This window comes from Kribbella antiqua, assembly GCF_004345665.1.
In the GTDB taxonomy this organism is placed as follows: domain Bacteria; phylum Actinomycetota; class Actinomycetes; order Propionibacteriales; family Kribbellaceae; genus Kribbella; species Kribbella antiqua.
This window is the reverse complement of record NZ_SLWR01000004.1, coordinates 1-20223: the sequence shown is the minus strand read 5'-3', so window position 1 is coordinate 20223 and position 20223 is coordinate 1. Positions and strand designations below refer to the sequence as shown.

Here is a 20223-nt window from a genome sequence, read left to right as displayed (position 1 = left end):
CTCGGATGCTTCCCGACTGGCTCGAGACTGTCGCCGATCCGGTACTACAGGAAGCCAAGTCACCGTCGCTGGAAGAGCTACACGGCGAGCTGCTCAGGCAGTGGGGTTCGTCGGAGGTATGGCGGCTGTCGTACGGCCTCCGCAGCGTGATCGCGAAGCGGGGAAGCGACGGTCAGTACGGCGAGGGGACCGTGTACGAGCGGATCGTGATCCCGCTGGAGCTGCCGGCACCGCGACTGATCCACGCATCCTCGGGCGTTCTGGTGCTGGAGGATGCCGGACGAGTCACGCTGGAACAGGAGCCGACGGCTGAGGGTTTTCTCGCTGCTGCTGAGCTGTCGGCGGCGATTCGGTCCAAGCCGGTTGGGCAGCCGAGTGAGTTCCCACCTGAGCGGGTGAAGGAGCTGGCCGGCCGGATTGGACGGATCGACTTCGATCTCGGGCCACTTGTCGAGGCTCTGGCTGCGCTGCACCGGGAAGCGCCGACGGCCGTCGTCCACGGTGACTTCGTGCCGAAGAATCTGGTCACCGACGGTTCTCGTTGGACCGCGATCGACTGGCCGGGCGCTTACGTGGCGCCGCATCTGAGCGACCTCTACACGTTGATCCGGGATGCCGTTGCTCTCGGCCACGACCGTGAGGCGATCGTTGCCCGGTACATCGATGCCAGCGGCACCGATTCGGAGCTGGTCGAACGGCAACTGCTGGCCGGCGGCGGTTGCTTTTTCCTGATCGCGTTGACGTTCATCGTCGAAGAAGGCCTGCGCACGATCCCGGAGTCGAAGAACTGGATCGACGGACTGCTCACCGAACTCGCCGACGTGGTGGAGAAGCTCGCGTGAAACTGCTCGTCCTCGGCGGCACCAAGAACCTCGGACGCCACGTCGTCGAAGCAGCCTTGAAAGCCGGCCACGACATCACTCTCTTCAACCGCGGCCTCACCAACCCTGGACTGTTTCCCTCGGTTGAACACCTGGTCGGCGAGCGTGCGGCGCCCGATGCGTTGAAGTCAGGCGAGTGGGACGGCGTGATCGACATGTCCGGCTTCCTCGTCCACGACGTACGACGAAGCGCCGAACTGCTGCGGGACCGCGTCGGCCACTACACCTACATGTCCTCGATTGCGGTCTATGCCGACAAGGCAACCCCTGGTATGACCGAGGACGGTCGGCTGCTCGCCTGGCCGCACGGTGCACCCGAAGACCACTTCACCATGGACCTCTACGGCCCCTCGAAGGTCCGCTGCGAATCGTTGCTCGAGGCCCACTTCGGCGACCGCACAGCTGCCGTCCGCTCCGGCTTCGTCGTCGGCCCCTACAACCCCGACTTCGGCAACTGGGGCGAAGCACTTGCCCACGGCAAACCCATGGAATGTGCCGCCCGCCCCGACCAGCCCATCCAGTACATCGACGCCCGCGACCTGGCCGCCTTTCTCCTACGCCTCACCGTCGACCGCCACCCAGGCCCGTACAACGCCGTCAGCCACAGCACCACGATCTCAGCCCTGGCCGAGACCTGGCGCTCCGTCGTACCAAACTCCCCACCCATCAACTGGTCCCCAGCCGAGGACCGTTTCCACCTAGCCGACGAAGGCCTCTTCCAACTCGACAACACCCGAGCCCTCACAGCCGGCCTAACCCTCAGACCACCTGAGCACACCGCCCGCGACTACATCAACTGGATCCGCGCCGGCAACACCCCACCCCCACCACCTCACTGAGCACGCCCGACCAGGGGCATCTGCGCGCCTTGAGCACCGACCAACCACGTGAGTGGATGAAATCTGGTTGGTGGATGCTCAAGGTGAGGACCTGCGGATCCTTTCGAGCCCGACCGGGGAGCGTTACCCTCCCGAATCGGTCGGTAGAACTCCCCAAACTGTTGATGGCACTTTCCGACTGAGCCTGCGAGCGAAGGCCTCGTGGACTTACGTTCAGCAGTTCGAGCTAGGTGCGGGGGGCGGAGGTGGCTCGGATGTGGAGTTCGGTGCGGAGGGTGACGGTGGACGGTGGGCGGCCGGGGGAGGCGATGCGGTCTTTCAGAAGCAACCCTGCGGTGCGGCCTAGTTCGTAAGTCGGCTGGGCGACGGTGGTGAGGCTGGGGACGACGAGGTCGGCCCACGGGATGTCGTCGAAGCCGACGACGGCGATGTCGTCGGGGGCGCGGAGGGCTTTCTTGGCCAGGCATTCCAGCGCGCCGACGGTCATCAGGTTGTTGGCGGCGAACAGCGCCTCGGGTGGTTCGCCCAGTTCGAGCAGGCTTTCCATCGCGGCATACCCGCCGGCCTCACGGAAGTCGGCGTGCCGGACCAGGTCCTTGTTGTAGCGGATGCCGCCGGTGCGCAGCGCGGCACGGTAACCAGCCAACCGATCCATCGCCGTAGAAACCCGCCGTGGGCCGGTGATGCATGCGATCCGCTGGTAGCCGCCGTCGATCAGGTGCTTCACACCCTCGGTCGCGCCGTGCTCGTTGTCGACCAGCACCGTGTCGGCCTCGACACCGTCGACCCGGCGGTCGATCAGCACCATCGGGATCTTGGCATCCGCCAGCTGCTGCACGCCCTCCGCCGTACTGGTCGGGGAGATCACCACTCCGGCCATCTGCTCGGTCAGCACCGCGGATGCGTACGCCGCTTCCTTCGCCGCGTCCTCGTCGGAGTTGCACAGTACGACGTGATAGCCCTCGGTCTGGGCGACGTCCTCCAGGCCACGCACGAGCGAGGTGAAGAACGGGTTCTCGATGTCGGAGATGACAACGGCCCACAGATTCGTGCTGGCCTTACGGAGGTTTCTGGCCACGCCGTTGGGGCGGTAGCCGAGCTCGGCGACCGCGGCGCGGACCTTTTCGGACAGCTCCGCATCCACGTTGCGCCGGCCGCTCAGCACCCGCGACACGGTGGCCGGTGAGACGCCGGATCTACGCGCTACGTCGTAGATCGTCGTCATGTTCGCTCCCCGCTGGCGTGGTCGTCTGGATCGCACTTTAACCCCGATCCGGGAAAGGATCTCACGACGTCCGCGGAGTCATGGTCACGGCAAGCAGCGCCAGCGCAGCGGCGCGATCCGGCGCGATGGAGGCGGCACCGTTCACCGTTGTCGACGTCACGGTCGGCTGACCCGGGCTGCCCAGTCGGGGCCAGCTCAGCGGTTGTCCCGCTCGTGCTTGATGGGTGGGTGGATGTATGGGGAACGTCGTCCCGGTCGGTGCTGTCGAGAGGTAGCGACTGGGTGGTGGGGTGAGTGGTGTGCGGGTGGACTGTGGAGGGTTTTGCTGTCGACAGTGGAGGGTTTTCGCGAAATAGCGCAAGAAGCCCTCCACTGTCTGCCGCGGGGTGGATCGCTAGGGCCAGGGGAGGAGATCGGGAGTTGGGCCCTGGATCGGGCCGGGGGTGGTGCGGCCTGCGTACCAGGCGGTGAGGTCGGTGAGTTTCCCGGCGAGGACGTGGTCTTGCCCGGTGCCGTTCTCCCAGGTGGTGCCGTTGTCGGCTTGGAGGATCAGGTGGATGTTTTCGGGGGTGCGGGGGCGGAGGAAGTCCAGGAGGTGGAGGCAGAACTCGGTTGGCCAGTCGTTGGGGGTTGGGGCCAGGGCGAGGTCGGTGGTGTGGACGGCGAGCTCGCGCCAGGTGGCGTAGATGCCGGCGGCCAGGTTGCTGTCGCGGTGCTTGATCGGGCGCTGCCAGTCGTCCGCGCCGACCTTGTCCCAGGCGGCGGTCAGCGCAGAAGTCGCCTCTAGGAGGTGCACACGAAGCTCGTCTGCCGGCCGTCCGGCGCCGGCTTCGATTGCGGCGTCGCGCGCTGGCCGGCCGCCGTCGTACACCTCGATCAGGCGGCCCTGCAGTGCCTCCTCGACCTGCCGCGTCATCGCCTCGCTGAAGTTGGCGACGTGCGTGATGACGTGGCCGCGGGACCACCCGGGCAACCCGGACGGCGCACGTACGGCGTCCTCGTCCACGCCGGCCACGGCGTCGTTGATCGTCTGAACAGCCGCCTTCACCTCAGGTCGCACATCACGCATGACGATCACCTTAGGAGATGGGCGGGTATTTGACCTTGGGGTCAAAAACAGGTTAGGTTGGCCACGTGGGCAGGCCGAAGAAGTTCGAACCGGACGTGGCGATCGCGCAGGCGATGGAGACGTTCTGGACGAAGGGCTACGGTGCGACCTCTCCTGCCGACCTCGCCGAAGCCACCGGTGTCGCCAAAGGCAGTCTGTACAACGCGTTCGGCTCCAAGCGTGAGCTGTTCGGCAAGGCGCTCGACCTGTACGACCGTGCCGGTCGTGAGCTGACCGGCGAGTTCATGGCCCGGGCTGAGACCGCCAAAGAAGGCATCCGCGCGTACTTGAGGTTCATAGTGGACGTCGATCTGGACGGTCCGGTACGGCGCGGTTGCCTCGCCGCCAACACGGCACTGGAGCTCGGCGGGCGCGACGAAGAGGCCACCCGCGTGGTCCGTCGTGCCGAGGAGCACACGATCGAGTTGCTCGCCGAACGGATCGAGCGAGGCCAGCGGGATGGTGACGTCGCCGCCGGGGTCGACGCCCGCGCTCAGGCGCGGTTCCTGATGAACACCATCATGGGCCTGCGGGTGATGGCCAAGACCTTCGACCGGCCGGTCCTCTACGGAGTCATCGACACCGCACTCGCCGGCCTCTAAACCCTACGGCGCTCTCCGTGGCTCTCTTCTGCCCAAATTTTTGACCTCAAGTTCAAGAAAGGGAAATCTCATGGAACTCGGAATCACTGGAAAGACCGCTGTCGTCACCGGAGCGAGCCGTGGCATCGGACTCGCCGTCGCCGAAGCGCTGGCCGCCGAAGGCGTCCGGGTGGTCGGCGCGTCACGAACCATCACCCCCGAGTTGGAGAAGGTTGCCGCATCCACCGTCGCGGTCGACCTGAGTACGCGCGCCGGCGCCGAGCAGCTGGTCGAGCACGCCATCGCAGAGCTGGGCGGAGTCGACTTTCTGGTCAACAACGTCGGAGCCGGCGACCCGGACACGCTGTCGCTCGGTGGCTTTCTCGACGTACCCGACGAACAGTGGGAAGCCATTTTCGGGCTGAACCTCTTCAGCGCGGTGTGGACCACCAGGGCGGCGCTGCCGAGCATCCTGGAGCGCGGCGGCGCCATCGTGAACGTGTCGTCGATCAGCGCACGGGTGTCTACCGGTTCGCCGGTTGGGTACGCCGAGGCGAAGGCGGCACTGACGCAACTCGGCAAGCGACTCAGCGAGGAACTGGCGCCGCGCGGCGTCCGGGTCAACACGGTGTCGCCTGGTGTCGTCGCGAGCCCGTTGTGGACAGACCCGAATGGGTTCGCCCGCAAGGCCGCCGATGCCCTCGGAGTAACTCACGCCGACCTGCTCGCCGGCGTGCCCGAGCAGTTCGGAATCGCCTCGGGTCGGATCTCCACGACGGCGGAGGTCGCCGATCTGGTCACGTTCCTGCTGTCCGAGCGGGCCGCGAACATCCATGGCGCCGACTACGTCATCGACGGCGGCACTCTGAAGGCCGCGTAAGCAGTCGTTTGTCTGTCGCGCCGACTAGGGTTTGGGGCATGAGTATCGCCCGTTTCAAGGACCTGTGTATCGACGCGACCAACCCCAGTTCGATGGTCGCGTTCTGGGGGCAGGTGCTTGGGCTGACGTCGCCGGCCGACAACCCGAATGTGCTGGTCGGCGACACCCCCGAGAAGACCCTCTGGATCAACACGGTTCCGGAGCCGCACACCGTGAAGAACCGGGTCCACCTGGACGTGCAGACCGGCTCCATCGCGGACTTGGAGCGAGAGGGCGCGACCGTACTGACGCCGGAGTCCGATGAGCAGGGGTGGACGGTGATGGCGGACCCGGAGGGTGGTGAGTTCTGCGGCTTCGTCCGGGAGACCGTTCCGTCGTACCGGCTGATGGAGCTGGTGGTGGACGCGGCGGATCCGGAGGCGCAGGCGCGATGGTGGGCGGGCGCGATCGGCGGTGAGTTCTGTAGTCGGCCAGGCAGGCCGTATTACTGGCTGGAGAACGTGCCGGGCCTGCCGTTCGCGTACTGGGTGTTCGTGCCGGTGCCGGAGCCGAAGACGGTGAAGAACAGGGTTCACTGGGACGTCACCACGCCCGCGCTGCAACCGGTGCTCGACGCGGGTGCGAAACTGCTGCGGCCCAAGGACGACGAGATCGGGTGGAATATCTGCGCCGATCCGGAGGGCAACGAGTTCTGCGTGTTCCTACCACCAGCGGCAGAGGATTCCTGATCGTGAAGCTTGACCTGAGTCAGTCCGGCCCCGAATTGTGCGCCGCGCTGGTCGACATCCAGTCGGTCAGCGGGACCGAGGAGAAGCTGGCGAACAAGGTCGAGGCGGCGCTCTCGTCGTACGCGCATCTGAAGGTGTTCCGGCACGGGAACACGGTGGTCGCGCGGACGGACCTCGGGCGGGACGAGCGGATCGTCATCGCCGGGCACCTGGACACCGTGCCGCTGAACGCCAACCTGCCGGCGCGGCGCGCGGACGGGCTGATCCATGGCCTCGGTGCCTGCGACATGAAAGGCGGGGTCGCGGTCGGGCTCCGGCTGGCGGCGACGCTGGCCGAGCCGAACCGGGACGTGACGTACGTGTTCTACGACTGCGAGGAGGTCGAGTCCGAGCGGAACGGGCTGTTCAAGCTGACCCGGTCGAACCCCGAGCTCCTCGAAGGCGTGTTCGCGATCGTGATGGAGCCGTCCAACGCGGTGGTCGAGGCCGGGTGCCAGGGGACCATGCGGATCGAGGTCACCACGCGCGGCGAGCGGGCGCATTCGGCGCGGTCCTGGATGGGGTCGAACGCGATCCACGCGGCGGGCGAGATCCTGGCGCGGCTGGCGGCGTACGAGCCCCGGCGGGTGCCGATCGACGGGCTGGAGTACCGCGAGGGGCTGAACGCAGTCGGGATCCACGGCGGTGTCGCCGGGAACGTCGTACCGGATGTGTGCACGGTGGAGATCAACTACCGGTTCGCGCCGAGCCGGTCGGAGGCGGAGGCCGAGGCGCATCTGCGTGAGGTGTTCGACGGGTTCGAGTTGGTCGTGACGGACTCGGCGCCCGGCGGACTGCCTGGGCTGGAGCGGCCGGCCGCAGCGGCGTTCCTGCAGGCGGTCGGGGGTGAGCCGAAGCCGAAGTTCGGGTGGACCGACGTGGCCCGGTTCACGCTGCTCGGCGTACCGGCGGTGAACTACGGACCGGGGGATCCGCTGTACGCGCACAAGCAGGATGAATTCGTGCCCGAGGCGGAGATCGAGCTGTGTGAACAGCGGCTGACCTCTTGGTTGACCACCCCTGCGTCGGCGGGCTCGTAACTGGACCAGGTCCTAACCTGGGGGCATGGCAGAACCCATTCATCCTGACCGTCCTCCCGTCGGAGCCCAGCAGCGCGGGCCCGTGGTGATGCGGCGCAGTCAGGTGCAGCAGTCGACCTCGGAGCAGCGGCTGCTGGACAGCCGCGGACCCTCGGACTGGGTGCACACCGATCCGTGGCGGGTACTGCGGATCCAGTCAGAGTTCATCGAGGGGTTCGGCATGCTCGCCGAGCTGGGGGCCGCGATCAGCGTGTTCGGCTCGGCCCGGACCAAGCCCGACGACCCGATGTACGCCGCCGCGGAGGAGTTCGGCCGGAAGCTGGTCGGTGCCGGCTACGCGGTGATCACCGGCGGTGGGCCGGGCGTGATGGAGGCGGCGAACAAGGGCGCCTCCGAGGCCGGCGGCGTGTCGGTCGGCCTCGGCATCGAACTGCCCTTCGAGAACGGCCTGAACGAGTGGGTCGACATCGGCATGAACTTCCGCTACTTCTTCACCCGCAAGACGATGTTCGTGAAGTACGCGCAGGGGTTCGTGGTGATGCCCGGCGGCTTCGGCACGCTGGACGAGCTGTTCGAGGCGCTGACGCTGGCGCAGACCCGCAAGGTGACGTCGTTCCCGGTGGTCCTGTTCGGTACGTCGTACTGGGGTGGGCTGGTCGATTGGCTGCGCGAGACGATGCTCACGGACGGCAAGATCTCGGAGGCGGACCTGGACATGTTCATCGTCACCGATGACGTGGCCGAGGCGATCAGCTACATCGTCAAGGCCGGCGAGCAGGCTGACGCCGCGGCGGAGGAAGCAGCAGCGGCTGCGGCGCGGGATGTCGCCGAAGCCGACAACCCCGAAGCGCGGGAACGCCGGGAAGCGCGGCGGTTGGGGTCCGATGGGAGCTGACGTTCGGGCCTTCGCTGTCGGTCGTGGTGTCTTCGCCGAGAGCCGAAAGCGGCTCCGGTTTCGTGGTTGACTCGGGGGACATGGCACGATCGGTCCCGTGATGTGGTTCTTCGGGCTGATCGTGGTGCTGTTGATCGGGGCTGTCGCGGTAGTGGCCTCGGGTCGTTGGGGTGCCCTGAGTACGGCGTACGACGACCGGCCCGACGTGAGCGTCCCGGCCCGGCAGACGCTCACCGCGACCGACATCGAGTCGACCCGGTTCGCGGTCGGGCTGCGCGGCTACCGGATGGACGAGGTCGACTCGCTGCTCGAGCGCGTCGCCCGCGAGGTCGCTGAGCGGGACCGGCGGATCGCCGACCTCGAGCGCGCGGTCTCCCCGATCGTGGACGGCCCTGGCGGTGCCGGGTTCACCTCCAACGCGGACTACGACCCCGCCGACTTCGACGACACCGGCATCCAGCAGCCGATCCTCGTCGGCGGCGACTTCCCCGAACCAGACACCACCGAACAAGCCCGCGTCGAACCCGACCCAGGTCAAGCGGAGCCCGAGTCAGACCAGGCGGGCGATGCGCCAGGCCAAGCCACTGTCGTGCCGAGGCTGGCTGGTGTGGAACGACAGCCGGCTGGAGTTGAGGCGGAACAGTTCGGGCGTCGGCCGGAGCAGACCGACTTCGAATCGGAGCAGGCCGGGGTCGAGTTCGACCAGCCGAGCACCGCGACGCGGCGGCCCGACCGCCCGGACGCGGTCGCCGACCAGTCGGCTCCTGCGGCGGCTGCGGCTGCGGCTTCGGGTGCTGCTTCGGCTTCGGCCGAGGGTGATGAGGCGACCGAGGCATCGGTTGCAGCAGACGAGTACGAGCGCCTGCAAGCAGAAGCCCGAGCCCTCCTGGAAGCCCAATCCCAGCCCGGCGCTCCCCGCCGGACCCCCGCCTCCGGCCCTGCACAGACAGAGTCCACCCAGCCGGAAGCCTCGCAGCAGTCATTCGAGGAGCAAGAGCCCCCGCAACCCTCGGCCGAGCAGCAGAACCCCCAGGCGTCGTACGAGCAGCAGGACCCCCAAGCGTCGTACGAGCAGCAGGACCCCCAAGCGTCGTACGAGCAGGCAGCGCAGCCGCCCTTCGAGCAGGAGTCCTCGCAGGCGTCGTACGAGCAGCAGGCGGCGCAGCCGTCGTTCGAGCCGCAGGAGTCTTCGCAGCCGTCGTTCGAGCAGCCGAGGCCTCAGCAGCCGTCCCAACCGGACAACCAGCACCAGTCGCAGGAGCCGGACTACCAGCAGCCGCAGTCGCCCGAGTCCGCGCGTCAGCAGCCCCAGCCGTCCGAGGAGCAGTACGAGCAGCCGCAGGCGCCTGAGTCGACGCGTCAGCAGCCGGGGTCGCCGGAGGCGGAGTACGAGCAGGCAGGCTCGTCGCAGTCGGTTCCGCAGCAGGGTGGTCCCGCACTGTGGTTCCAGCCGGAGGAGCAGCAGTCGCCCGGTGGCACGCCGCCGCAGGCCGCGCCGCCCGAGGACACCAAGCAGCAGCCGCAGCCGCGCGAGGCGGAGTATCAGCAGCAGTCACCCGCAACGAGCTACCAGCAGCAGGCGCCGGAGGCGGAGTACGAGCAGCAGGCGCCGGAGGCGGAGTACGAGCAGCGGCAATCCCCGCGGGCGGGCTATCAGCAGGCGGAGGCTTCGCAGCAGGTTCCGGAGCAGGGTGGGCCTGCGTTGTGGTTCCAGCACGACGAGTCCGATCAGTCGACTGCCGAGAACCAGCCTCAGGCAGCACAGGGCGAGCAGCAGCAGTCGCGCCAGCAGCAGTCACCCGAGGCGGGGTACCAGCCGGCGGAGTCGTCGCATGTGGAGTACCAGCGGGCGGAGGCGTCGCGGGAGGTACCGGAGCAGGGTGGGCCGGCGTTGTGGTTCCAGCCTGAGGAGTCAACTGCTCCTGCGGCGGAAGGGCAGTGGACTATGCCTGAGCCTGCTCCGCAGTGGCAGCAGTCTGCACAGCAACCTCAAGCACAGCCTGCCCAGTACCAGCAGGAGCAGCCGGGCCAGTACGAGCAGGCGCAGCCCGGTCAGCAGGAGCAGCCCGCGCCGTACAACCAGCCCCAGTCAGCGGCGTACAACCAGCAGCCCTCGTCGTATGAGCAGCAGGCTGCGCAGTACAACCAGGCGCAGGCCGCTCAGTACGACCCGCAGCAGGCCAGCCAGCATGAGCAGGCTTACGACCAGAACCAGCAGGCGTACTACGACCAGCAGGCCGCGCCGGAGAGTCAGGAGTTCGGGCAGGGGGCGGCGTATGAGCAGGCCCGGCCGGCGCCGGAGCTTGGGCAGGCTCAGCAGGAGGGGTGGCAGTTCTGGCCGCCCGCGGACCAGCAGCCGAGTGCGCCTGTGTGGCCCGCGCATGGTCAGCCGGAGGCCGGAGCCCAGCAGAACGGGCAGCAGGCCCAGGCCGATCAGCATGGCGAAGGAGACGGTGCAGAGAATGGCCGCCAGACCGGTGCACCCGACCAAGGTGCCTACCACCGCCCGAAGTAACCACCCAACCCCAAGAATGCACCTTCCTCACCGGGCTGATTGGTGGGGTGACTGATGGCTGCCCGCAGCTGTCATGTGGAGGCTTCTGTCGGGTTGCCGTTAGGGGTGGATGAGGCGTGGGACGCCGTGATGGATTGGGAGCGGCAGTCGCGGTGGATGTTGTTGACGCGGGTGTGGGCGACCGGGCAGGACGGCGTCGGTGTGGGTGGCGGGGTCGCGGCTCGGACTTCTGTCGGTGGCTTCGGGTTCACTGACCACATGGTCATCACACACTGGGATCCACCGCGCGAATGCACGGTCGAGCACCTCGGCACCGTGGTCCGCGGCACCGGGACGTTCGCGATCGCGCCGGCCGAGTTCGGGAGTACCTTCACCTGGGCGGAGGACGTCGTACCGCCGCTGGGAAGAGTTGGGGCTGCCGGGTGGCCGGTGGTGCGGCCGGTGTTCGAGTGGTTGATGCGGGTTTCGTTGCGGCGGCTGGTGCGGGAGGTCTGGCGGTGAGTGTGATCGGGCCGGACGGGCAGCCGCGGTGCGGGTGGGCGACCTCCGCGCCGGAGTACGTCGAGTATCACGACAACGAGTGGGGCAAGGAGATCCGCGACGACCGCGGGTTGTTCGAGCGGATGACGCTGGAGGGGTTCCAGTCCGGGCTGTCGTGGATCACCATCCTGCGGAAGCGGGAGAACTTCCGGGCCGCGTTCGCGCACTTCGATCCGGCGGTGATCGCGAAGTACGGCGCCGACGACTTCGAGCGCTTGATGGCGGATGCTGGGATAGTCCGGAATCGGCTGAAGATCAACGCGACCATCACCAACGCGCGGGCGTTGCTGGAGCTGGCGGAGGGCGAGTTCACCGAGTTCCTGTGGTCCTTCAGCCCAGCGAAGCAGAAGGCACCGAAGACGCTGGCTGATGTGCCGGCCACGACGCCCGAGTCTGTTGCGATGTCAAAAGCCCTGAAGAAGAAGGGTTTTGTGTTCGTGGGACCGACCACTGCCTATGCCTTGATGCAGGCCACGGGGATGGTCAACGATCACCTGGTGACGTGCGTGGCGCGCTGACCCGCCGGGGAGAAAGAGCGCTTCCAAAGGGCCCTGTCGCGTGCACGTGCAGGATGCTTGTGCATCTGCAAGAGGTAGTTTGGAAATACGGGAACACAAACGGCTGAACGAGTTGTGTTCCGGGTGCTGAGCATGATGAGGTATTCAGCGGGCTCCCCGTCTGTCAGGTGGTTGTCCGGCCGTGACTCGCCCGGCCGGAACGCGGCCGGGGAGCCCACCAAACTCTTTCAGGGCGAGGTGTTCTCGCCTTCCGCACTGAACGCCGTACGGAACACATCGTTGTTCGTCAGCCCCGACACCTGCGTCCCGCCCGGCACGTTCGTCAGGTACACATTGGCTTCAGCGAACGCGTCGGCCGCGTCGTCCTCAGTGGTTCCGAACTGCCGTGTCCACGTCCGCGTGTGGTCAGCCGCGTACTTCACCAGCACCCCGTCGAACTTGCCGATGCTCGTCTCCAGCGCACCATCGGTGAAGCCCGCGACGTAGAGGTTCCCCGACCCGTCCACCGACACCGCCGCACCCTTGTCGTTGCCCGTGGTACCGAACTGATCCCGCCACGTCAGTACGCCGTTCTGGTCGACGCGCGCGACGATGAAGTCCTTGTCACCCGCCAGCGCACCCGAGAAGTCACCAGCGCTGTAACCCGTCAGATACACACCACCGGAAGGATCCGCCGCCAACCCCCACGCCTCGTCAGCCGCCGTGGTGCCGAACTGCTGAAGCCACACAGCATCCCCAGCAGCCGAGTATCGCGTCACAAAGCCGTCCACCCCGCCGTACGACGTACCGAGGCTGCCGGCCGTCATCCCCGCCAGATACACCGAACCGCCGGACGCAGCGACAGCCATGCCCTTCTCCTCGCCCGCACTGCCGGCCTGCCGCAGCCACACCTGCTGACCGTCGCTGTTCAGCCGCGCGAGGAACACGTCCTTGTCGCCCTGATTCGCCGCTCCCAAAGCGCCCTTCGTGTAACCGCCGAGATAGATCGCGTCCCCATCGACCGCCACCGAATAGCTGCGATCAGCCGCACCGGGTACGCCGAATTGCTTTACCCACAGGCGATTCCCGGCCCCGTCGTACTGCACCGCGAACGCATCGTCCGTCGTGTTGCCCGCATGCCCGCCGTCGAGATCGCCGTTCGTGTAACCCGTGACCACGACCCGCCCCTGCGCGTCGACCGCCACGCCGTACGCGCGTTCCGTCCCACTTGTCCCGATCGACCGCGTCCACTGCCGCGTCCCGTCCGGGGCGTACTTGATCAGTCCGACGTCCTTCCCGCCGGCGTACGGCGATCCGTCCAGCGACCCCTCGGCAGCGGCCGCCTGATAAACGTTGCCGGAGGCATCGGTCGCGATTCCGCCGGCCCGGTCCTCGCCGGCCGTCCCGATCACCGATGCCTTCATCGGTACGGCGGGCGGCTTCCCGACGTACTGGAAGATGTACTTCGCGCCCTCCACGAACGTCGGTCCCCAGACGTCCCAGTCGTGGCCGCCGTCGACGACGCGGAACTCGCTGGTCAGGTTCGGCACGCGGACCGCCTGGTTGAACACCACGTGCGCCTCGAAGTCGAGGTCGTGGGTGTAGTCGGCCGGCTTCGGGTTCTTCCACTCGTCGTCGCCGACCGCGATGTACAGATGCGACGGCAAGCCCTTCGCGGCGAACGACTTGAAAGCGGCCGGATAGTTCAGCCGAAGGTAGACCGACTCGTTGAACGGGTCCTTGCCCTTGCCGAAGGCACCGAATTCGCGAGCGCTCGAGTCCGCCGGCGGCAGCGGGAAGTACACCGCGGGGCTGAGCACGATCGACGCACCGAACACCTCCGGATGCGCCATCGCGTACCGCAATGCGCCGGCCGCGCCCATCGAGTAGCCGGCGACCGCGCGTCCGTTGCGGTCCGCGATCGTCCGGTACGACGCGTCGATCGCCGGCACCAGGTCGCGGAAGAACGCGGTCTCGACCGGCCGCCCGGGATCACTGCCCGTGTACGCCGAGTCGACGTAGTAGCTGGCTCGGCTGCTCCACGGCGCATCCGGCATCACCGCGATCGTCGGCGGGATCTCACCGGAGCTGATCAGCTCGTCGAGCCGGCTCTTCAGCTGCGTCCACGCCGACATCGAGTCGCCGCGCCCGTGCAGCAGGTAGAGCACGGGGTAGCGCTTGGTGGACTCGGCGTACCCGGCCGGCAGGTAGACGTTGTAGTTGATGTCCTCGCCCAGCGTGGCCGATCGCACGCTCGAGGTGTTGATCACCCCAGGCTGTGCAGGTTGCGAAGCCGATCCAGGAACGACAAAGCTCCCGGCCAAGATCAATGCGGTCAACGCAGGCAGCAGCAGTTTCCTCACGAGCCTGTTTGTAATCGCTTACGTAAACGATTACAAGAAGCTCGACGTCGTACCGAAGAACGGGTAGTAGTTCCAGCGCCGGTGGTCGGCGCAGCGTGGCGGTCCTCCGGATCGCTCGGCGGAGGCCACTACTACCCGTTCTTCGGTACGCGCAGGTCGGCGGCGGGCGACGGGCGGCGCGGGAGCTGCCAGGGGTCAGCGGCCGGTGAAGGTGGGCTTTTGTTTGGCGACGAAGGAGGCGACCGCGTTGCGGTGGTCTTCGGTGTCGCCGGTGAGTTGCATCTTGCCCGCCTCGAACTCCAGCGACTCCGCCAGCGTGTGGGTGGCCGAATAGCCCAGCGACTGCCGCACCGCGCCGTACGCCACGGTGGGCCCGGCGGCGAGCTTGCCGGCCAGGTCAGCGACGGCCGACGGCAGGTCGGCGGCGGGCACGACGGACGTGGCGAGGCCGAGGTCAAGCGCCTCAGCGGCTGGGATCGTGCGCGGGAAATACAGCAACTCGACCGCCTTCGCGTGCCCGATCAGCCGGGGGAGCGTCCACGAGATCCCGGTGTCACAGGACAGTGCGATCCCGGTGAAGGCGAGGTTGAAGCCGGCCGTGTCCGCCACCACGCGGAAGTCGCACGCGAACGCCATCGACGCGCCCGCTCCCGCCGCGACACCGTTGACCGCCGCAACCACCGGCTTCGGCATCTCGGCCAGCGCGAGTGCGATCGGCGCGTAGTGGTCCGGGACCGTGCTCCACAGCGCGGCCGTGTCGTTCGCCTCTAGCAGCCCGATGTGCTCCTTCAGGTCCTGCCCCACGCAGAACGCCCGCCCGGTCCCGGTCAGCACCACGACCCGTACGGCGTCGTCCTCGGCGGCGGCCTGGACGGTGTCGCGGAGCAGGACCTTGGTTGGCGTGTCGAGCGAGTTCATCGCGTCCGGCCGGTTCAGCGTGATGGTGGCCACGCCCTCGGCGACGGCGTAGGTGACGGAGTCACTCATCGTGGTCAGCTCCTTGACAATCGGTAAGCAAATTCAGTGATGGATCAGGCAGTCGTCGACGAAACGCCCGGCCGCGGGGCTCAATCGTTCGGCATGGAAATCGAAGAACGCCGCGGCCCGGGTCCCGGCCCAGTCCGCCGGCAGCAGCTCGTCCGGCAACCCCGGATCCCGGAACAGGAACTTGCGCCACTCATGGACCAATTCCGACCGTACGGCGAACGCCTGCTCGTCGGAGGTGTCGTCGCCGGCGCTCTCGACCAGCGCCTTCGCCTCGATCAGCCAGGCGTCGTACGAGGCGCCCAGTTCGTCGAGTTTCCACACTCGCCGGGCGAACTCGACCGCGCCGGCGTCGACCGGTGCGCGGAAGCGATCCGCGGCGATGCCTTCCATACCGAGGATCTGGTCCACTTCGGCGTCGTTGCGCAGCCCGACCCAGGCGCCGTCGGACAGCGGAGCCCAACCCAGAAAGGCGAGTTGGCTCGCGAGTTGTTCGCGGCGGCGGGCGTTCGGCACCTCGCGGAGGATGCCCAGATGCCAGTGCCGGTCCCAGTCTTCCGGGCCGTCGTCGGCTCCGGTGCGGTAGATCCTGGCAGCCGCGTCGTCGAGGCGGCGACGCGCCCGGGCGGTCAGTGCATATCCAGGCTGGCCGTCGATCCGGACCGGCTCCAGCCAGCCCTGCCGGACCATCCGGGAAACGGCGGTGCGGACGGCCGGTGGATGGACGCCGAGCGGCGCGAGCAGCCGGACCAGAGCGGCGACCGGGGCGCGTGCACCACGTGCGCGCAGATGGTCGCCGTACAGGTCGAAGAGGGCTGAACGGGCGTGCACAAGACTTGAGTCTGCCGCATGGCGCGCGGCTCTGGCCCAGGAATCGGGGATAATGGGTCCTGATACACACTGCGATACGCGCCGACGGCGCATCACCGCACGGCGCCGGCGACGGTACCCAGTGCGGTGTCGTCGCTCAACACCGACACTGGGAAGGGGTGCGCGCATGGCGGCGATGAAGCCGCGGACGGGCGATGGTCCGCTCGAGGTCACCAAGGAGGGTCGGGGGATCGTGATGCGGGTCCCGCTCGAGGGCGGCGGCCGGCTCGTCGTCGAGCTGAACGCGGACGAAGCGACCGAGCTCGGCAACGCGCTCAAGGCTGTCGTCGGCTGACCGAGTCCTCCCGGGGTGCACACACCCGCACCTCTTCAGCGATCGACCCCGGTGGGTGCCCCTTTGCGGCACCGGCCGGGGTCGTTACGGTTGGCCGACAGTTGACAGATCAAACAGTGAGGTCCTCCTAGTGGCGCGCCGCAGCAGCAAGTTCGAGTTCCCGACCCTCCCGGCCGTGGCCTGGCAGCCTGGTCTGCCGGTGCACGGCGCCGCGACCTGGGTGATCGTGGTCGGCGAGGGTGGCCTGCCCGCCGCGGCGAAGGACGCGGGGGAGCGGCTCGGAGTGGACCTCGGCCGGCTGCTGGAGGTGCAGCAGGCGACCGGTTTCAGCCCGACGGCCGGGGCGACGGCGGCGTACCCGCTGCTGACCGGCGAGGTGACCGAGATCCTGCTGGTCGGCGCCGGCGACGGCAGCGGCAAGGACCTGCGACACGCCGGAGCGGCGATCGCGCGGATCGGCCGCGGCAAGGACGAGCTCACCACGGTAGTTGCCGAGGGCATCGATGATGCCCGGCTGCAGGCGCTGGCCGAGGGCGTCGTACTGGGATCCTTCACCTACACGCTCAAGACGGTCGACCCGGGCAAGCCGGTGGTCGGCCGGGTGACGCTGACCGACGGGTCCGAGGCGGAGCGGCAGGCCGTGCTCGACCGCGGTGTCGTGATCGGCCGGACCGGTTGGCTGGCCCGGCAGTTCGCCACCACACCGTCGAACGAGAAGGACCCGGCCTGGCTGGCCGTCCGGGCTACCGAGCTGGCCGCATCGACCGGCCTCGAGGTGAGGGTCTGGGACGAGAAGCAGCTGGCGGCCGACGGGTTCGGCGGCATCCTTGCGGTCGGCAAGGGCTCGGCCAGGCCGCCGCGGTTCATCCGGCTGGACTATGTGCCCGACGGTGCGACGAAGGACACGCCGTACGTCGTCCTGGTCGGCAAGGGCATCACCTACGACACCGGCGGCCTGTCGCTGAAGCCGCGCGAGGGCATGGTGTCGATGAAGCGGGACATGACCGGCGGCGGCTCGGTGATCGCGACCCTGGCGGCGCTGCGTGAGCTCGGTGCGCCGGTGAAGGTGACCGGGCTGATCTGCTCGGCCGAGAACATGCCGTCCGGGACGGCGTACCGCCCGGACGACGTGATCCGGCACTACGGCGGCCGCACCACCGAGGTGAAGAACACCGACGCCGAGGGCCGCCTGGTGCTCGCCGACGGCCTCGCCTACGCGGTCAAGGAGCTCAAGCCGGACGTCATCGTCGACATCGCCACGCTGACCGGCGCGATCAAGGTCTCCCTCGGCTCGATGCTGTACGGCGGCCTGTTCGCCACCGACGACGCCCTCGCGGACAACCTCGCCGACGCGGGCCGGGTAGCCGGCGAGCAGCTGTGGCGGATGCCGCTGCCTGCTGAGTACGAGGAGCTGATCGCAACCCCGATCGCCGACTCCGTCAACAGCTCCAAGGGCCCCGGCTCGATCACCGCCGCTCTCTTTCTGAAGGCTTTCGCCGGCGACATCCCCTGGGCCCACCTCGACTTGTCGAGCATCGCCGAGTCCCCCGCCGACCGCCTCGAGTACTCCCTAGGCGCCACCGGCGCCGGCGCCCGCCTCCTCACCACCTGGCTGACCACCCCCACCCCCACCTCAGGCGTCGGCTGACCCACCCGCCACCCAACCTCAGGCGTCGGCTGACCGCCCGCCCACCCCGCGGCGCGGCGTTTGGTGGGTTCACCCATCAAATGGTGGGTTACCCGCTCGAATCCCGGCGGGGAACCCACCATTTGCCAGGTGGACCAACCAAATGTGGTTTTCCACAGGTTGGGGAATGGGGGGCGCGCGAGGGTGGTGCGAGGGCGGAAGCTTGGTGGGTGAACCCGGAACTGAAACTGGTCGCCGCCCGGCAAGGCGGCGTCTTCAGCCGCGCCCAGGCGATGGCTGTCGGCTACACGCCGGAGCAGATTCGTGAGCGCCTTACCGGCGGTCGGTGGGAGCGAATCCGGCACGGACAGTACGCCGAGCGAGCCGATCTCAGCGCTTTGGACGCCTGGGAGCAACACATAGTCCGCCACCGGCGAGCAGTTCACGCCGCCATGAACTCGATGCGACCAGGATCCGCAGTGGTCAGCCATCACTCGGCTTTGGTCCTGCAGGGCATACCGGTGTGGCAGGTCGACCTTGCCGAGGTCCAGTTGACGCGAACGAGCGGCCGCGGCGAGGTCAAGGCGGGCGTCAGGCACCATCAGGGCCGGCTGTCTCCAGCGGACACCACACGAGTCGACGGGCTGACCACCACCACGATCGCGCGTGCTGTGGTGGAAAGCGCCGCCAGGACGTCGTTCGAGGCTGCCGTGGTCAGCGCTGACGCGGCATTGCGGCGGCCAGAGGTCAGCGCGGAGGACTTTCGCCGGCTGCTCGCCGTGACCGAGTGCTGGCCAGGGAGCCCGGCGATCCGCTCGGTACTTGCGTTCGCCGTTCCGCTGGCCGAATCCGCCGGCGAGTCGCGTCTTCGAGTGCTGATGCGCAACGAAGGATTGCCGCCTCCGGTGCTGCAGGCCGCCTTCAACGATGCCGCGGGGTTCGTCGGCCGGGTCGACTTCTACTTCCCCGATCACAACACGGTCGTCGAGTTCGACGGCCTGAAGAAGTACGCCGATGGATCGCGAGAGGCGCTGATCCGGGAGAAGCTCCGCGAGGACCGCCTCCGTGCACTAGGACTGGAGGTCGTCCGCGTCACGTGGGCAGACCTGCTCCAGCCGGCCCGTACGGCGACCCATATCCGCCAGGCGTTCGACCGAGCCCGCCGTACACGGCTCGCTGGTTGACCCAGCAAATTGTGGGTTCCCCGCCCGAATGCCGGGGGCGAACCCACAATTTCGTGGGTGAACCCATCAAACGAGAGAGGGTCAGGCGCCGATTGCGTTCAGCTCGGTGAGGGCGTCGGGCGGGAGGACGAGGTCGGCTGCGGCCACGTTTTCGCGGAGGTGGGCGAGCGTGGAGGTGCCGGGGATGACGATGCTGGTGGTGGAGCGCTGCAACAGCCACGCGAGGGCGACCTGCTGGGGTGACGCGTTCAGGCGGGTGGCGACCTTGGCCAGGGTCTCGGACTGGAGCGGGGTGAAGCCGCCGAGGGGGAAGAAGGAGGCGAAGGCGATGTTTTCGGCAGCGCAGAAGTCGACGACGTCGTCGTCGTGGCGCTGGACCAGGTTGTAGAGGTTCTGGACGGTGACGACCGGGGCGATGGCCTGCGCCTCGCGGATCTGGGTGATGGTGACGCCGCTCAGCCCGAGATGGCGGATCAGGCCCTCCTGCTGCAGCTCGGCCAGCGCGGTGAACGGCTCGGCGATCGACTCCTCGCCGCCGCCGTCGTGAGTCATCGAGCGCAAGTTCACAACGTCGAGCACGTCCAGGTCGAGGTGCTCGAGGTTCTCGTGGACCGCCGCCTTCAGATCGTCCGGCTCCAGCGCCGGATTCCAGCTGGCGTCGGAGCCGCGGCGGGCGCCGACCTTGGTGACGATGTGCAGGTCCGCAGGGTACGGGTGGAGGGCCTCCTTGATCAGCTCGTTCACGACGGTCGGGCCGTAGAAGTCGCTGGTGTCGATGTGGGTGACGCCGAGTTCGACGGCCTCCCGCAGTACGGCGATCGCCTGGTCGCGGTCCTTCGGCGGCCCGAACACGCCCGGTCCGGCGAGCTGCATAGCGCCGTACCCCATCCGGGTGATGGTGAGGTCGTCGGCGAGGGTGATGGTCTTCTGAGTCATGCCTCCACTGTTCCTGGCGGAGGCAAGGACAGGGAGTGCCCCGCTGTTCCTGGTAGTGACAGGACCCAGGCTGTGCGTGTACGGCGCGGCTACCGTGGAACTCAGTGTGAGGGTGGTGCTGCCGCTTCGTGCGGTGGTTGGATCCCGATCACCTGATGCCTGGCTCTTACCGTGGCTGCCGTCCTTGGATTGGCGA

19 protein-coding genes are annotated in these 20223 nt (G+C 67.9%); 13 read left to right on the top strand and 6 right to left on the bottom strand.

The window, feature by feature from the left end:
• The first annotated feature begins 5 nt into the window (after window positions 1-5).
• Together EV646_RS12460 and EV646_RS12455 are read left to right on the top strand one after the other, a co-directional pair.
• The gene (locus EV646_RS12460) at window positions 6-842 is read left to right on the top strand and encodes a phosphotransferase family protein (protein WP_132147889.1); all 837 of its coding nucleotides are present in this window, start codon (window positions 6-8) and stop codon (window positions 840-842) included.
• Window positions 839-1720 carry a Rossmann-fold NAD(P)-binding domain-containing protein gene (locus EV646_RS12455; protein ID WP_132147887.1) on the top strand — a complete coding sequence of 294 codons (882 nt, stop codon included), beginning with the start codon at window positions 839-841 and terminating at the stop codon, window positions 1718-1720. The genes EV646_RS12460 and EV646_RS12455 overlap by 4 nt, the downstream gene beginning before the upstream one ends.
• Before the next feature lie 226 nt (window positions 1721-1946).
• On the opposite strand, the gene EV646_RS12450 is transcribed toward EV646_RS12455, so the two are convergent.
• Complete coding sequence (locus tag EV646_RS12450; protein ID WP_132147885.1) at window positions 1947-2945, bottom strand: LacI family DNA-binding transcriptional regulator; 999 nt, start codon at window positions 2943-2945, stop codon at window positions 1947-1949.
• A gap of 394 nt (window positions 2946-3339) precedes the next feature.
• Window positions 3340-4014, bottom strand: coding sequence for a maleylpyruvate isomerase family mycothiol-dependent enzyme (locus EV646_RS12445; protein ID WP_132147883.1), 675 nt, complete (start codon window positions 4012-4014; stop codon window positions 3340-3342).
• Between the two features lie 65 nt (window positions 4015-4079).
• On the opposite strand from EV646_RS12445, the gene EV646_RS12440 reads away from it, so the two are divergent.
• The 8 genes from EV646_RS12440 (at window position 4080) to EV646_RS12405 (ending at window position 11789) form a co-directional block, all read left to right on the top strand.
• Entirely contained in the window at window positions 4080-4655 is a 576-nt protein-coding gene (locus EV646_RS12440; protein WP_132147881.1) for a TetR/AcrR family transcriptional regulator, read from the top strand.
• Between the two features lie 70 nt (window positions 4656-4725).
• Window positions 4726-5514 (top strand): SDR family oxidoreductase, encoded by a 789-nt coding sequence (locus EV646_RS12435; RefSeq protein ID WP_132147879.1) that lies wholly within the window; start codon window positions 4726-4728, stop codon window positions 5512-5514.
• A 38-nt stretch (window positions 5515-5552) separates the two neighbouring features.
• A complete protein-coding gene (locus EV646_RS12430; protein WP_132147877.1) occupies window positions 5553-6242 on the top strand; it encodes a VOC family protein in 690 nt (229 codons plus the stop codon).
• The gene (gene dapE, locus EV646_RS12425) at window positions 6242-7321 is read left to right on the top strand and encodes a succinyl-diaminopimelate desuccinylase (RefSeq protein ID WP_132148879.1); all 1080 of its coding nucleotides are present in this window, start codon (window positions 6242-6244) and stop codon (window positions 7319-7321) included. Before EV646_RS12430 ends, dapE begins: the two co-directional genes overlap by 1 nt.
• Window positions 7322-7346: 25 nt before the next feature.
• The gene (locus tag EV646_RS12420) at window positions 7347-8216 is read left to right on the top strand and encodes an LOG family protein (protein WP_132147874.1); all 870 of its coding nucleotides are present in this window, start codon (window positions 7347-7349) and stop codon (window positions 8214-8216) included.
• A 100-nt stretch (window positions 8217-8316) separates the two neighbouring features.
• Window positions 8317-10731, top strand: a complete 2415-nt coding sequence (locus EV646_RS12415; RefSeq protein ID WP_277875113.1) for a DivIVA domain-containing protein — start codon at window positions 8317-8319, stop codon at window positions 10729-10731.
• A 54-nt stretch (window positions 10732-10785) separates the two neighbouring features.
• Window positions 10786-11232: an SRPBCC family protein gene (locus tag EV646_RS12410; protein WP_132147870.1), complete on the top strand. Its 447-nt coding sequence runs from the start codon at window positions 10786-10788 to the stop codon at window positions 11230-11232.
• On the top strand, window positions 11229-11789 hold the full coding sequence (locus EV646_RS12405; protein ID WP_132147868.1) for a DNA-3-methyladenine glycosylase I: 561 nt from the start codon (window positions 11229-11231) through the stop codon (window positions 11787-11789). The genes EV646_RS12410 and EV646_RS12405 overlap by 4 nt, the downstream gene beginning before the upstream one ends.
• A 227-nt stretch (window positions 11790-12016) precedes the next feature.
• Here the strand turns inward: EV646_RS12405 and EV646_RS12400 are convergent, their stop codons facing one another.
• From EV646_RS12400 to EV646_RS12390, 3 genes are all read right to left on the bottom strand, one after another.
• Window positions 12017-14131, bottom strand: a complete 2115-nt coding sequence (locus tag EV646_RS12400) for an alpha/beta hydrolase-fold protein (protein ID WP_132147866.1) — start codon at window positions 14129-14131, stop codon at window positions 12017-12019.
• Between the two features lie 195 nt (window positions 14132-14326).
• Window positions 14327-15118, bottom strand: a complete 792-nt coding sequence (locus EV646_RS12395; protein WP_132147864.1) for an enoyl-CoA hydratase/isomerase family protein — start codon at window positions 15116-15118, stop codon at window positions 14327-14329.
• Between the two features lie 33 nt (window positions 15119-15151).
• The gene (locus EV646_RS12390) at window positions 15152-15946 is read right to left on the bottom strand and encodes a PaaX family transcriptional regulator (protein WP_132147862.1); all 795 of its coding nucleotides are present in this window, start codon (window positions 15944-15946) and stop codon (window positions 15152-15154) included.
• Window positions 15947-16112: 166 nt separating this feature from the next.
• Here EV646_RS12390 and EV646_RS12385 point away from each other — a divergent pair, with 166 nt between their 5' ends.
• The 3 genes from EV646_RS12385 to EV646_RS12375 all read left to right on the top strand — a co-directional run bounded on the left by EV646_RS12385 (window position 16113) and on the right by EV646_RS12375 (window position 19091).
• Window positions 16113-16280 (top strand): DUF3117 domain-containing protein, encoded by a 168-nt coding sequence (locus EV646_RS12385; protein WP_012923066.1) that lies wholly within the window; start codon window positions 16113-16115, stop codon window positions 16278-16280.
• Window positions 16281-16410: 130 nt separating this feature from the next.
• Complete coding sequence (locus EV646_RS12380) at window positions 16411-17928, top strand: leucyl aminopeptidase family protein (protein ID WP_132147860.1); 1518 nt, start codon at window positions 16411-16413, stop codon at window positions 17926-17928.
• Window positions 17929-18137: 209 nt separating this feature from the next.
• Window positions 18138-19091 (top strand): type IV toxin-antitoxin system AbiEi family antitoxin domain-containing protein, encoded by a 954-nt coding sequence (locus tag EV646_RS12375; RefSeq protein ID WP_158290950.1) that lies wholly within the window; start codon window positions 18138-18140, stop codon window positions 19089-19091.
• An 81-nt stretch (window positions 19092-19172) separates the two neighbouring features.
• Here the strand turns inward: EV646_RS12375 and EV646_RS12370 are convergent, their stop codons facing one another.
• A complete protein-coding gene (locus EV646_RS12370; RefSeq protein ID WP_132147856.1) occupies window positions 19173-20027 on the bottom strand; it encodes an oxidoreductase in 855 nt (284 codons plus the stop codon).
• Between the last annotated feature and the right edge of the window lie 196 nt (window positions 20028-20223).

What these genes read in the sequence shown, in the direction of transcription:
- EV646_RS12395 (WP_132147864.1), bottom strand. Translation starts at nt 15,118, where the DNA reads ATGAGTGACTCCGTCACCTACGCCGTCGCCGAGGGCGTGGCCACCATC.
- EV646_RS12445 (WP_132147883.1), bottom strand. Translation starts at nt 4,014, where the DNA reads ATGCGTGATGTGCGACCTGAGGTGAAGGCGGCTGTTCAGACGATCAAC.
- EV646_RS12420 (WP_132147874.1), top strand. Translation starts at nt 7,347, where the DNA reads ATGGCAGAACCCATTCATCCTGACCGTCCTCCCGTCGGAGCCCAGCAG.
- EV646_RS12460 (WP_132147889.1), top strand. Translation starts at nt 6, where the DNA reads ATGCTTCCCGACTGGCTCGAGACTGTCGCCGATCCGGTACTACAGGAA.
- EV646_RS12370 (WP_132147856.1), bottom strand. Translation starts at nt 20,027, where the DNA reads ATGACTCAGAAGACCATCACCCTCGCCGACGACCTCACCATCACCCGG.
- EV646_RS12430 (WP_132147877.1), top strand. Translation starts at nt 5,553, where the DNA reads ATGAGTATCGCCCGTTTCAAGGACCTGTGTATCGACGCGACCAACCCC.
- EV646_RS12385 (WP_012923066.1), top strand. Translation starts at nt 16,113, where the DNA reads ATGGCGGCGATGAAGCCGCGGACGGGCGATGGTCCGCTCGAGGTCACC.
- EV646_RS12450 (WP_132147885.1), bottom strand. Translation starts at nt 2,945, where the DNA reads ATGACGACGATCTACGACGTAGCGCGTAGATCCGGCGTCTCACCGGCC.
- EV646_RS12435 (WP_132147879.1), top strand. Translation starts at nt 4,726, where the DNA reads ATGGAACTCGGAATCACTGGAAAGACCGCTGTCGTCACCGGAGCGAGC.
- EV646_RS12415 (WP_277875113.1), top strand. Translation starts at nt 8,317, where the DNA reads ATGTGGTTCTTCGGGCTGATCGTGGTGCTGTTGATCGGGGCTGTCGCG.
- EV646_RS12410 (WP_132147870.1), top strand. Translation starts at nt 10,786, where the DNA reads ATGGCTGCCCGCAGCTGTCATGTGGAGGCTTCTGTCGGGTTGCCGTTA.